Genomic DNA, 13,118 nt, shown 5'->3' on the forward strand with positions numbered 1-13,118 from the left:
CTCCTATGACAGAAGCCGAACTTCTGAAGCTGATCGAGGACGGCGAGAACATCCGGGTGGAGTTTAAGAAATCCACCACTGAGATTACAAAGGATGTTTACGATACCGTCTGTTCTTTTTCCAACCGAGACGGTGGAATCATTCTCCTGGGCGTCAAAGACAACGGGGAGATTTTGGGTGTTGCCCCGGATGCGGTTGACCGTATGAAAAAAGACTTCGTGACTTCCATCAACAACGGGCAGAAAATCAATCCGCCTCTGTACTTGCAGCCGGAAGCCTGCACCGTAGACGGCCGCACGCTGCTGGTCATTCAGGTGCCGTCCGGCAGCCAGGTCTGCCGCCATCACGGGCGCATTTTTGACCGCAGCCACGAAGCAGATATTGATATAACCGACAACTCCGACATGGTGTACCAGCTGTACGCCCGGAAAAGCGGCAGTTATTTTGTAAATAAAGTGACCCGCTTCCAGATGGACGACTTGCGCCCTGACCTGATGGAGCGCGCCAGAGCCATGACCACCAGCCGCACGGCCAACCATCCGTGGAAGTCCATGTCAGACGAAGAACTGCTGCGCAGCGCCGGTCTGATCTTAAAAGACCCCGAAAGGCAGCTCGAAGGCATTACCCTGGCGGCGATTCTTCTGTTCGGGAAGGACAGCACGATCCTGGCTGTATTGCCGCAGCACAAAACGGACGCCATTTTCCGGGTGGAAAATCTGGATCGCTATGACGACCGGGATGTCATCATCACGAATCTGCTGGAAACCTATGACCGGCTGATCGCTTTCGGTCAAAAGCACCTCAGTGACCCCTTTGTGCAGGAGGGCCTCCAGAGCGTCAGCGCCAGAGACCGCATCCTGCGCGAAATTTTCTCCAACAGCCTGGCGCACCGGGATTACTCCAGCGGCTATGTGGCAAAATTCGTAATTGAGCGTAACCGGCTCTACACCGAAAATGCCAACCGTTCCCACGGGCACGGCGCTCTGCACCTTTCCTCCTTTGAGCCGTATGCCAAGAACCCGCCCATTTCCAAAGTGTTCCGTGAGATTGGACTGGCGGACGAGCTGGGGTCCGGGATGCGGAATACTTACAAATACACGAAGCTCTATTCCGGTGGAACCCCGGAATTTATCGAGGGCGATGTGTTCCGCACCGTGGTTCCGCTGGCCCCGATTGCGGTGGAAAAGGTTGGGCCGCAGGACGAGACCCAAGTGAGGACCCAAGTGGGAACCCAAGTGGGAACCCAAGTGACACTTACAGACCAGATTTTAGCCTTTTGTGCAGAACCGCGCTCGAAAGCTGAAATTGCGGAACATTGTGGGTATAAAAACACAAAGGGATTTACAAAGAGGTACTTGCGTCCACTGCTGGACAATGGACAGCTGCAAATGACCATCCCAGATAAGCCCAGAAGCCAACATCAAAAATATGTAACGGTACAAAAACCTGCACCAGAAAATTGAACCAAATCAGGGTGTCGGAGGAAGTTGTATGCTCCGACACCCTGATTTTTTATATGCCTTTGATGTGCGTGGACTTTACTTTCATGCTAATCTCATCACTGAAATTAGCGCGAAAGTAAAGTCAAAAAAATTGCCGGGCAACTACTCCCGGCAATCCTGTGTTTTCTATTCAGCCATACACTGCGTCTTGGATGGCATACCGCAGATCCTGCACCTTGCCCACCAGCCAGGCGGCGGCCATCGGCAGGCCCACCGGGCTGACCAGGAAGGCAATCACCAACAGGATGATGCCGTTTTGCGGTGAGTAGGTCACAAGCACTGCGATCCCCAGTAGCGCCACCAGGGTGGAGGCCAGACCGAAGATAAAGCTGGACACATACAGCAGCCCGAAGCATACCCAGGTGAACAAGGCCAGCGCCAGCACTACCGGCGCAGCGATAATTTTCATCATCAATCTCAAGATAAACAGTAACGCTCTCATTTCTGCGCCTCCTTTCGCCAGTCCAGGTATGGCTGGCACAGTTCGTCTACGGCTTCTTCGTCTGCTGCGGTGGCCTCCCTGCGGCCATGCGTCCGGCGGATCAGCTCGAAATCCCAGTAATCTTGCAGCAACAGATCAAAAAGTTCCTCCGGGGTTCGACAGAGGACGCCGTCCACACAGTAGCGGGAATCGCTGTTCCAGCTTATCCGAACGTAGCCGCGCCTGCATGAAAGGACTTCTTCCTCCGGGTCTTGCCGCAGGTAATCACGAAACACAGTCAAGACATTTTCAAACGTCAGCATCAGCCATCACCTCGTTTCTGACTCCATTATCAATCACACCCCGCCAAAACGCAACGATACGGGCAAAGAAAAAGGAGGGAGGCCCGGCGCAGCAGCCCGCATACGCCAGACCTCCCTCACAGCCGGGGCGTATGCCCCTGTCACGACAGCTTCGCCAGCTGAGTTAATATCCTATGCACCCCATCCCACAAAGCCTCCTGCTGCTGGGATATATCTTCCAGGTCGGCGTCATAAATGCGCCCGGTCTCATGCACGCGGCGGGTCAGCTGGTTCAAATTGTTGCTGGAATAGCGCATCAGGGAGACCAGCTCCTTCAGCTCCGGCAGTTCCAGGCGCACCACATAGCCGTCCAGGGCCATCTTGCGCAGGTAGGCTTCCCGGTTCTTTGTCCCCAGCTGGGCCATCTTCTGCTCGATCATCGCCAGTTCCTCCGGCGAGACCCGGAAGTTCAGCTGCACGTCCCGCTTGCGCTTGGGGGTGGTCATCGCTCCGGCTCCGTCTTTTTTCGGGCAGGCGCTTTTTTCTCGCCTTTTTCAGCGGGGTGCGGTTCCTGCTTCAGCTGACGGCGGACCGAGGGGCGGCGCTGGCGCAACTCCTTACTGCGATCCTCGCTGGCAAGGATGGTGACATAGGTGCCGGGACGGTCCACCAGCCCGGTAATCGCCAGGCTGCGGAACGGCAGCAATTTCATCAGCTGGTCGTGGGCCTGGGTGCCTGCACGGGCCAGAAAGTCCGGCGACACGCGGGCCATGTAATGGGTGCCGTGGGGGCTGTTGGGGGTATCCGGGACGCGAAGCTCCTGCAAGAGCCGGGCGGCCTCGGCCTGGATTTCCTCCGGCGTCAGCGGCTGGAGACGCAGATAATCCTGCCGGGCCTGGGTCAGAAACAGATCGACCAGGCCGGAATGGCTGTCCACCACAAAGTCCAGGTTGCGTTCGCCGCCGAAGCCGTCCGGGTTGGGCGGGATGTCCACAGTCTTGGCCCACGTCTTGTTGGCCGAGCTGAACCGTCCGTCCCAATCTTTCTGCTGCACGGTGTTTGCCAGCACATAGAGAGTGCGGGTGTAGCCGAACTGTTCGATCACCTGGGGCACCGCGTCTCTGTCCAGCCGGTTGTCCCGGTAGTTGTCGGCAATCGCCGTCTCAATGGCCTCCTTGCAGGCGATATTGGCGCGGCGGGACGCCCGGTACAAATCCAGGTCGCCCTGTTCGCGGGCATGGGCGGCGTCATGCCGGTAGAGCGGCAGTTCCCGCTGGGTGTCCAGTGCTGCCTCGGCCCGCTGCTCGATGCTGTCCCGCACCACATCCATGTAGGAAGTTTCCCGGTCGGCAAACTCCTTGTACACATCGGCCAGCGGGGACGGCGACGCCAACAGCGCGGCGGCCCGGCTTTGGGGCAGATCCAGTTCCTCCATTGCCATCAAAATATCCTCACGGACAACGTACTCATAGGCATGGTTCAGAATTTCTTCCGGCGGTTGGGTTTTCAGCCAGTCCCGGAACTTGTCCTGCTCGGCGGCCATCTTTTCATAGAGGGCCGTATTTTTGTCTGCGTTCATGTTATCGCACCTCCTGTTCATGGTGTTTGGGTTTCTTTTCGGGGCTACGCAGCGGCACCGGGCGTTTCAGCCCTTCCAGCACCGAGGGACGGCCGCTCTTAGCCACCACCGCCTCCGGTGCGGGGCGCTTATGGCCGTCAATATTCAGCAGCACATCCAACTCGGCCAGCCGGGCGGATTTGTCCCGCAGCTCCTGCTCCTGGGCAAAGGGCTTCCCCACCTCGGCCTTGGCGGCGGCCTGCTGCTGATAGAGGTTGTCCAGCTGATTTTTCACCGCCTCCAGCCGCTGGGGCATCTGGGCAAGGGCGTTGTCAATACGGGTGAGGTTGCCGCGTGGGTCGGTGCCCAAGGCCGTCCGGTGGGTCATCTCGCCTTTCAGCAGGAGCATATATTCCTGCCGGAAAGCGTCAAACGACACCGACATAGCAAAGCCCCGGTAACTACCCACCGATACCGGGTCGGAGCCTTTGACCTCCTTGCAGGCATCCAAAAGCGCCGCACCGGCGTTCTCTTTGTCCGTCAGGGTATCGCCCCGGACTTCCATGCCCGCAAAGCCGTCCTCCGGGTGCGGGTGTTCCGCCAGCGTTTTCATATCCGCTTCCAGCCCGGTGATAAAACCCTTGTTTTTTTCGATTTCCTCAGGGAAGGTTTTGAGCAGCTGGTCCTCCAAGTGGTATTGCTTGCTTTGGTGGTCGGCCTTCATCAATTTCAACCGTGCCACGTCCACATCCAGGTCCATGCGTTCCTTGATGCGCGGGTCGCCTGCGCACAAAGCCTTGATCTCGGCAAATGACAACGCCGTTTCGTCCACGTCATCACAGCTTCGCACCGGAGATTTGGAAGTCATAATCTGACTGATAAACCGCTGCTTGTTCTCCACTGTCTGCCAGAGATAGGCATCGAAAGTTCCCTCAGTGACGTAGCGATACACATGGACGGTCTCGTTCTGGTTGCCCTGGCGTTCAATGCGGCCCTTTCTCTGGGCCAGATCGCCGGGCCGCCACGGGCAGTCCAGGTCATGCAGTGCCACCAGGCGGTCCTGGACGTTGGTACCCGCGCCCATTGTCTGTGTACTGCCCAGCAGCACCCGCACCTGGCCGGTGCGCACCTTGGAGAACAACTCTTTTTTTCGTACCTCGGTGTTGGCCTCATGGATAAAGGCGATCTGTTCGGCAGGCACTCCCTTGGCAATGAGCTTTTGTCGAATGTCCTCATACACCGTAAAGGCCGGTTCCGGCTCTGGCAGCGGCACCGCGTCCTCCAATGCGTGCAGCGTTGGGTTGTCCAGCGCCTTCGCTGCCTTTTTGGCAGGCCGGGCCTGGGGCGTAGAGATGTCGCAAAAGACCAGCTGTGTCAGCTTGTCGGCCTCGCCGTCCCGCCAGATTTGCATGATATTGTCCACACACTGGTTGACTTTGGTGCCCGGCTCATCCGGCAGCAGCTGGTTGATGATCCGCTGGTCCAGACCCAGCTTGCGCCCGTCGCTGGTGATCTTGAGCATATTGTCCTGGGACGGGTCCACCGTACCGCTGTGTACCTGGGACGCCCGCTCGGAGAGCGCCTCTACCATCTCTTTCTGGATTTCGGTGGGCTGGGCCACGACGTTGTGGTACTCCACCTGCGGCGTGGACAGATGCAGCTGGTCGGCGGTCTTAATATCCGCCACCTCTTTGAACAGGTTCATCAGCTCCGGCAGGTTGAAAAACTTGCTGAATCTTGTTCTTGCCCGGTAGCCGGTTCCTTCGGGAACGAGTTTGTCAAGATGATTTTTGCAAGTTTTCTAAATTCAAATATTTATCCGCTGAAAAATCTCCCAACATCTCGTGTCTGCATATTTCTTGAAACACCGTATTCAAAGGCTTCTTCGCACTTTCCGATTGCTTCACATTGACAATAAAAGTTGTTTTGCCTATTCGTGTTGTATAAGATAAAGTGTTTTCTTTCATATAGTCCGTTTCTCCTTTTCATAAATTGACTGGTGGGGCATTCCGTTTGGAACACCCCACAAATACAGCCTGTTTCATCGGAACATATCAAGAAGTCATTAAGTCGTGAGTATAATGGAAATGGTTATCTCTCCATATCCCGCTTGTTTCTTCGTGCCTTGGTACGCTCTTGTCTTTCTTTTTCCCTTGCTTCTTTTTCGGCTCGTTCCTGTGCTTCCTTAAAAGAAAAAAGTTGCTTCACTTTTTCGGTAAAAAGTTTAGCAACTTCGGGGAAATGTTCCAACGCTTCAAGAAAAGGTCTGCACTTTTCTTTCAGTTCGTTGTATTTGGTTTTCATTCGTTCCAATGCGTTTGCACTGTCCATATACTTCTGTCGGTAAAAATTTGCACTCTGCTCAAATTTTTTGATTTCCGCACGACTGGTAATACCCTCTTTGGCAAGGGCTGTCAGTTGAGAATAATCCTCTTTGGAGATTGCCATTTTACCTGTGATTGTTTTCTGCCCCATACTGTCAATCTCGTTTAAGGTTTTGGAGATATGACGGGCAGGCTCATACTTGACCTGTTCCTTTTGAATACGCTTCTGCAACTTCTCCAATCGCTCTTTGTCCTGTTGGATTTGATATTGCAGGGAAGTCAAATGCTCTGCTGTACTTCCGTATTCGCCACGCTGAAAGCCTTTGAACCCTTGCTCCGTCATATAGTGAAACAATTCATCTTGCAGTATGCTGTACGAAGCTCTAAACATCGGCTTTCCGTTCTTCCTAAGAAGCGGCTTTCCTTTTTCATCGGTCAGCGGAATATCCGATTTCCATTTCTTTGAATGGCTTATCTGATTAACAACTTCCTTGACCGTTCCTCGCAGTTTTTCGTCTTTGCAACGCTTACTCCATAGGATTTCTTTCTCCACCACTGGCAGAACCATAGCGTGAAGATGATAATGGTAAACCTCTTTTCCCAGTTCCTCGGTTGCGGCTACATTGATTTCATCAGCGTGCATTACTGCCGATATAACATTGTCAGCACCGAATTTTTCCACGATGAAACGATAGGCTTCTTCATAAAACTGCTTTGCGTATTCATAGCCACCATTACGCTCGAAGTACATCGTATTCACATCAATCACTATCTCATTAAAGAGTGTTGCGTCTCTCCTCAACCCACGAAGCGACACCTGACCGTCTGCTTCCATCTGTTTTAACTGTTCCATATAGGTAGGGGCAGTCGGCTTTTTGAAATGCACATTAAAGGGTATTCGTTCCTCAATCACATTCATATTTTCGTAGGTTTCATTCTTGCGTTCGTTGTGCCTTTCCGCCTTGCTCACATCAGAAGCGGTGTACTGTTTTACCCTTGCACAACTCATATCCGCCTTGTCGATTTTTGCCATTTTGCTCTCCTTTCTCGGCAGGGGCGAAGCCATTACACAACATTCTTTGAATGTGTGTAACCCACTATGACACTTTCAGACTTCGTCTGCAAAGATGTCGTGGGCAAGGGAGTTCCCCCTTGACCTCCTTTTGATACCTCAATCATAAAAACAGACTGTCCTCCCATCAGACAGCCTGCTTTTATTCTCTCGGTATATCGCCCATCGGCAAAGACCAGTACCACAGAAAGCCTTTCTTTTGGGAGATAACTTCTGCTTTCTTCTTTGCCTTTTTGATGGTCGATTTTTTGAACCCAGCGGCTTCAAGTCTTTCTTCGCAATCCGAAGAAAGCATTTCTCCGTCTTTCAGCATTTCCAAAAGAAATTCTTTCGCCTTGGTTTCCTTTTCGTTCGGTCTGCCCATTTTAGGGGCAAGGGACTGGAACGCTTCTTCTGCTGTCATTTCCATTTCAGAAATAAAGTCCACTCCCTTTTCTGCAACCTCAAAGAGAATTGCAGAGCCTGTCGGGGCAAGGTTGGATTTCACTTGAACCATATATCTTTCCGCCGGTGCTTCTTTGTTCGGTGTGCGTGTGATTGCAAAAATACTTCTTGCAGCACCCGCAATATCAATCGAACCGTTGGTACGATAAAGAGGGTTGGTATCTCTCATCTTGTTCATATGAGCGATAATCACGATGGCACAGCCAGTATTTTTTGCAACTGCAATCAAGTGATTAAACTCTGCCCTTGTTTCGTTGGCATTGTTCATTGAACAGTTCTCTCCGATATAGGAACTCATCGGGTCAAGAATTAAAAGTTTTGCGTGATACTTTTCGATTGCTTCAGCAATACGGTTATCTCCAAAGGATAAAGACTTTTCATCTTCCTTGATGAAGATAAGGTTTTCTCCGTTCCCACCGGCAGAGTTAAATCGGGGTACTACCGTATCGTCTGCATCATCTTCCGTTGTCTGATAGATGATAGTCATAGGCTCATTTTCTTCCGTTTCAGTAAAAGGCAGAGGTTCGCCCTTAGAGAGCAGTGCGGCGATTGACAGCATTAACTTGCTTTTTCCATCGCCCGGATCGCCCTGCAACAGCGTAACCTTGCCGTACGGAATATACGGATACCACAGCCATTTCACTTCCTTCGGCTCAATCTCACTTGCCTTAATAACTTCGAGAGGGACATTTACATTCATTTCATTTTCCATTTGCTTCATTTTTCTTCGTTCTCCTTTTCGATAAATACTTAGGGCAAAGCACCACGATACAACGGAAACTCTGCTTGCAGTCATTACTGCATTTTCTGCAAAGTTCGTTGTAGGTAATGCGATTTCTTTCGTTCAGAAACAATGCCCAATCTTGTTTCCGTTTCTTACTCATTCTCGGCATATCAATCCTCCTTTCCGTCTGAAAATAAAAAAACCACAGGAAAGATACTCAGAGCCTTGTTTCTGTCATTTTTCGGGGCGAAAATCGGGCAAAATTGCCTTTCTAAGCCTTTCAAAAAAATCACGCAAGGTATTTGTACTAACCTGTGGTTATGTATGAAATTGTAGGGTTTGGGGCAACAAAAAACACCGTATTTCTACGATGTTTTCTGTCATTCAAGTAGCAAAAAACGTGACCACTAAAATTATAATCATAAGAACAGGCAAAAAGCGAAGATACCGTTCTAATAGAGCTTTTTAGACTTGTTTTTTGGGGCTTTATATTACTTTCCCTATTTTTTAAGGGTATAGGGTGTTACATCAAGTTCTTAGTATATGAAATTTGCAGATTATTCTTGGATTTGGCTCAAATCAAATGCACCGTTCTCAATCAACTTCAAAATTGTGTCTGCCAAGTTGTTTTTTACAGTTTCACTTTCATTTTCAACGCCAGAATACTCTACATAAATAGTGTTCTCTCCCATATCAAAGGTTGCATAATATATTACGGTTTTGACACCTTGACTATTTGACTTTGTTACGAAATATCCTGCGTTGATATCAACGCCGTCTACACTTGAAGTGATTGTATTTCCATCAATGATAGTATCTAATAGATTTACACCCTGTTTAGAAACTACCATTCTTGTATCATCAATTTTTCCCTCAAAACCCAGAATATTATGATTGTCAGCATCAAAATAAGCATCTGCGGTAACAGGCAAGTCTGCAAAAAGCATTTCAATTTCAGCATCGCTCAAAGGTCTTGTTGTTACATTTAAGTTAATTGAAGATTGTGATAAGTCATTTTTAACAAAAGTAATTGTTTCTCCATCATTCAGCGTGGCAATATCGTTTTTTGTACCAAACAGATTGCTTTGAAAAACTCCCACTCCAATCACAGCAACGAGTACGAAGCAAGCTGCAACAGACACCCATTTTTGCCGATTAGTTATTTTACTTGTTTTTTTCATAGGTTCAGCCTCCTTAATATACTGATTATCGACATTTCCCAATGCCCTTAAAAGTTTCTTTTCTTTCATACAGAGATACCTTCTTTCTCTAACAATTTTTTGAGTTCGTTCCTTGAACGAAATAATGACATCTTGATTTTGCTCTCGCTCATACCATATTCCGTTGCAATTTCTTTAATGGGCGATAAATACCAATATCTTCTCATAAAGATTTTTCGCTGTTCTAATGACAGGGAAGAAAGAAAGCGGTTGAGAATATCCGTTAGAGCGATTTCTTCAACAATGTTTTCTGTACTATCCAACGATGGTATGCACTCTTGTATTTCATCAAAAACCAATGGCATTTGCCCACCATTACGTTTCTTTGCATTAAGCAGTTCGTACCTGTCCAAAGATAGGTTGCGAGTAATCTTCCCTAAAAAAGTTTTTAGGACAGATGGACGGTTAGGCGGTATGCTGTTCCAAGCTCTTAAATAAGTATCATTTACACATTCCTCGCTATCTTCGTCATTGTGAAGAATATTAAAGGCTATGTATCTGCAATACTTTCCGTATTTTTTTGAAGTTTCGGATATAGCAGCTTCGGAGCGCTCCCAATATAAATCTAATATCTGCTTATCATCCATAGGCTTCTCCTCCTTTCCCTTGTATTAAGGCCTTTCACCCTAATAAACGGGAAAAATGTGTCAAGCGTCACTTAAATTCAAAAAATATTTATTCAAAGATTAGCTTTCATTTTTTGAAAGAATATAATAAAACAGCAAAAGGCTTACACCTACAAGTCTCTTAATATTCAATGCGGAAAATTACAATTCATCACTCTCATTTTAACACATCATACCATCTTTATGAACTTTCAATTTAACCACTTCCATTACACTCACGACTTAATGACTTCTTGAATACTTCCCGAAAAAGAAAACTGCCATCAGTAAAGACAGCAGTTCCTTTTCGGCTGGTATGCTATTAGGAATACACAATATCGTTCAATACAATCTCATCTGCACAGGCTCGGATATTATTCATCAATCCGACCCATCTCATCATATCCTCCGCTTTCAGTTGTTCCGTCACACCTTGTTTTCTTGCCATTTCCTTTATCAGATACTCCGCCATATTACACGCCGAAGTATCAATTTCAGCAAGGTGTTCATATAACTTTCCGCTTGTAAGCAGATTGCAATATAAGACTTTCCTATGCTCCCTCAAATATCTTTCCCTCATTCTTCCGTATTTTGTGAGCGTAGGCGGTTCTTCGTTTTCTATCGTCAAGCAGGGATAGTAATAATCTCCGATGAGTTCGTACTGGATACCAGTTCTTTCGTCTGTAATAAATCTTTGCATTCTGATTTCTCCTTTCGCTTCTTGTGATAAAATTCCAAAGATTTCTCGTTGTGATTTTGCTTTTGACATTCTTCGGAACAGAATTTCTGCTGACTGTGTGCAGGCCAGTAGGTACTGCCACACACAGCACATACACGCTGACGATAATAATGATTTCCTTTTTCTGCTTCTCTGTCGGCTTTTGTCTTATCCTGCCTTGCCTGATAGCAACAATCCTTTGAACAGAATATCTGTCGGTTACTTGTAGGCACAAACTCTTTTTGACAGTGAGGACATATCTTTGTCTTGACGATTTCTCCACCGTTTTCAGCGAGTTTTTTCGCCTTTCGCTTCTCTCGGTAGGCTTTTTCACGCTCACGCTGTTTTGCCAAGCGTTCCATCTCAATCTGTTCTTCCTGTGCCTTTATTTCAGCAAGTTCTTCTTCTGTATAGGCAATATCGACCTGCCCGACATAGTTGAAGTAAATATCAACCTTTTGTGTCCTTGCTTTTCCCACACCCTCTGCTTCATAAACCACAATCTTGTCAATGAGTTCAGCAAACATCAAATCGGAAATTTCTGTCGGCTCTTTGCACTTGCGAATTAAAGAAATGAAATGCTTAATATCAACAGCATTTACTTTTTCTTCGGTAAGTTCCTTTTCCATTTCCTCAATCTTCGTTTCCAGTTCAGCCTGTTCGTCATCGTACTGCTTCATCAGTTGCTTATACTGTCTTTCGGGCAGTAATCCCGAAACAAGATTTTCATACAAGCCACGAATAAGTTTAGACAATTCATCGTATCGCTTCTGAAAACGGTGCAATTCCGATTTATTGTGCTTTGGCTTTTCTGTCTGCTTTTCATTCCAAAGTGCTTGAAGTTCCTTTGCAAAGGCTTCTTCGTCATTCAGAACAAATCTTGATAATCGTTTGACAGCCGATAATATCAAGGCTTCAACATTATCAGCACTAATTGAATGGGCAGAGCAGGAGTTTACTCTGCTTGCATACCCACCGCAACGGTAAGAATACTGCACCGAACGGTCTTTTTTACTGTAATGCGTTTGCAGGGTCATTCTTCTGCCACAATCCGCACAGTACAGATAACCGCTTAAACGGTTGCTATGCGTACCTTTGGCTGCTGTCCTGTTCGCTCGTTTCTTTCGCTTCTGAACGCTGTCCCAAAGTTCCTGCGAGATGATAGGCTCGTGCGTATTATAAAATACATACTGTTCATCTTCATCGGTATTCTTTCTTTTGTGCAGTTTGAAATTGGTGCTGACCGATTTACGCAAAACAGTATGACCGAGATATTCCTGTCTGCTTAAAATCGCTCTTATGGTTGACATTCCCCAAAGATACGGGTCTGTAAACTTTATTCCATTATACTGTTCGGGGTGATATTCCTTTGCGTGTGCAGCCGGAATTAAAACCTTTTCTTCGGTAAGCAATTCAGCGATTGCTCTCGGACTTTTGCCCTCGTTGGCAAGCAGAAAGATACGCTTTACCACCTCAGAAGCCACAGGGTCAACGACAAGCGTTTGTTTGTCGGTTGCTAATCGGTTATATCCATAGGGAATTGAACCGCTACAACGCTTTCCGTCTTTCATACGAGCATCAAACACAGCCTTAATTTTATTGCTTGTGTCTTTGGCGTACCATTCGTTCATTATATTCAAAAATGGGGCAAAGTCATTATCAGAAGCATTATTACTGTCAATGCTGTTGTTTATTGCAAGAAAACGGACATCTTTCTGTGGGAACAGAACTTCCGTATAAAAGCCGACTTGCAGATAGTTTCGTCCTAATCGGCTCATATCCTTAACAATAATCGTTGCGACATTTCCTGCTTCTACTTCCTTAATCAACTCCTGAAAACTCGGACGATTGAAATTCACACCCGAAAAACCATCGTCAGTAAAATGACGGATATTCGTAAAGCCATTTCTTCGGGCGTAATCTTCCAAGTATTGCTTTTGGTTGGTGATTGAATTTGACTCACCATTGAGGTCATCATCTCTTGATAAACGCTCATAAATTGCTGTAATCTTTGAAGTCCTTGACATTCTCTTATCCTCCTTTCTTTATGTAATCTGATTTAGCATTACAGGGATTACTCCCTCTGCTAATAGGAGAAAATAGGGGTGCAAAGCGGAACTGTTTTTCAAGAAAATTAAAAGATTTTTTTGAAGTTCCAAAACCGATTTTGATAGCCTATTTTCAATTTAGGAACGCATTATTTATCGTCCTACTAAATTATATCCTTC

Annotated in this window: 13 protein-coding genes and 1 pseudogene; 1 reads left to right on the top strand and 13 read right to left on the bottom strand. The window is 47.6% G+C overall.

Annotation, left to right across the window (positions count from 1 at the left end; all coding sequences use genetic code 11):
* The first annotated feature begins 5 nt into the window (after positions 1 to 5).
* A complete protein-coding gene (locus BQ5383_RS00210) occupies positions 6 to 1,463 on the top strand; it encodes an RNA-binding domain-containing protein (RefSeq protein ID WP_071428833.1) in 1,458 nt (485 codons plus the stop codon).
* A 169-nt stretch (positions 1,464 to 1,632) separates the two neighbouring features.
* Here the strand turns inward: BQ5383_RS00210 and BQ5383_RS00215 are convergent, their stop codons facing one another.
* The 13 genes and pseudogenes from BQ5383_RS00215 to BQ5383_RS00270 form a co-directional block, all read right to left on the bottom strand.
* Entirely contained in the window at positions 1,633 to 1,944 is a 312-nt protein-coding gene (locus BQ5383_RS00215) for a CD1845 family protein (RefSeq protein WP_083389765.1), read from the bottom strand.
* Entirely contained in the window at positions 1,941 to 2,246 is a 306-nt protein-coding gene (locus tag BQ5383_RS00220) for a hypothetical protein (protein WP_071428834.1), read from the bottom strand. The genes BQ5383_RS00215 and BQ5383_RS00220 overlap by 4 nt, the downstream gene beginning before the upstream one ends.
* Before the next feature lie 140 nt (positions 2,247 to 2,386).
* Positions 2,387 to 2,731, bottom strand: a complete 345-nt coding sequence (locus BQ5383_RS00225) for a plasmid mobilization protein (protein ID WP_071428835.1) — start codon at positions 2,729 to 2,731, stop codon at positions 2,387 to 2,389.
* Positions 2,728 to 3,804, bottom strand: a complete 1,077-nt coding sequence (locus tag BQ5383_RS00230) for a DUF3849 domain-containing protein (protein ID WP_071428836.1) — start codon at positions 3,802 to 3,804, stop codon at positions 2,728 to 2,730. Before BQ5383_RS00230 ends, BQ5383_RS00225 begins: the two co-directional genes overlap by 4 nt.
* 1 nt (position 3,805) lies before the next feature.
* Positions 3,806 to 5,560, bottom strand: a pseudogene (locus BQ5383_RS00235) (helicase-related protein); the annotation flags it as partial.
* Position 5,561: 1 nt separating this feature from the next.
* Positions 5,562 to 5,750, bottom strand: coding sequence for a transposon-encoded TnpW family protein (locus BQ5383_RS00240; RefSeq protein WP_004452856.1), 189 nt, complete (start codon positions 5,748 to 5,750; stop codon positions 5,562 to 5,564).
* Between the two features lie 124 nt (positions 5,751 to 5,874).
* Positions 5,875 to 7,140, bottom strand: coding sequence for a plasmid recombination protein (locus tag BQ5383_RS00245; RefSeq protein ID WP_071428837.1), 1,266 nt, complete (start codon positions 7,138 to 7,140; stop codon positions 5,875 to 5,877).
* A gap of 181 nt (positions 7,141 to 7,321) precedes the next feature.
* Complete coding sequence (locus BQ5383_RS00250; protein ID WP_207646796.1) at positions 7,322 to 8,344, bottom strand: AAA family ATPase; 1,023 nt, start codon at positions 8,342 to 8,344, stop codon at positions 7,322 to 7,324.
* The gene (locus tag BQ5383_RS21375) at positions 8,325 to 8,516 is read right to left on the bottom strand and encodes a hypothetical protein (RefSeq protein ID WP_054325471.1); all 192 of its coding nucleotides are present in this window, start codon (positions 8,514 to 8,516) and stop codon (positions 8,325 to 8,327) included. Before BQ5383_RS21375 ends, BQ5383_RS00250 begins: the two co-directional genes overlap by 20 nt.
* Before the next feature lie 388 nt (positions 8,517 to 8,904).
* Complete coding sequence (locus tag BQ5383_RS00255; protein WP_054690455.1) at positions 8,905 to 9,597, bottom strand: hypothetical protein; 693 nt, start codon at positions 9,595 to 9,597, stop codon at positions 8,905 to 8,907.
* Positions 9,594 to 10,154 carry an RNA polymerase sigma factor gene (locus BQ5383_RS00260; RefSeq protein ID WP_071428839.1) on the bottom strand — a complete coding sequence of 187 codons (561 nt, stop codon included), beginning with the start codon at positions 10,152 to 10,154 and terminating at the stop codon, positions 9,594 to 9,596. Before BQ5383_RS00260 ends, BQ5383_RS00255 begins: the two co-directional genes overlap by 4 nt.
* Positions 10,155 to 10,494: 340 nt before the next feature.
* A complete protein-coding gene (locus tag BQ5383_RS00265) occupies positions 10,495 to 10,872 on the bottom strand; it encodes a TnpV protein (protein WP_054325472.1) in 378 nt (125 codons plus the stop codon).
* A complete protein-coding gene (locus BQ5383_RS00270; RefSeq protein ID WP_071428840.1) occupies positions 10,797 to 12,917 on the bottom strand; it encodes a recombinase family protein in 2,121 nt (706 codons plus the stop codon). The genes BQ5383_RS00265 and BQ5383_RS00270 overlap by 76 nt, the downstream gene beginning before the upstream one ends.
* Positions 12,918 to 13,118: the final 201 nt, after the last annotated feature.

The sequence above is a fragment of the Angelakisella massiliensis genome, from assembly GCF_900104675.1.
Taxonomy (GTDB): Bacteria; Bacillota; Clostridia; order Oscillospirales; family Ruminococcaceae; genus Angelakisella; species Angelakisella massiliensis.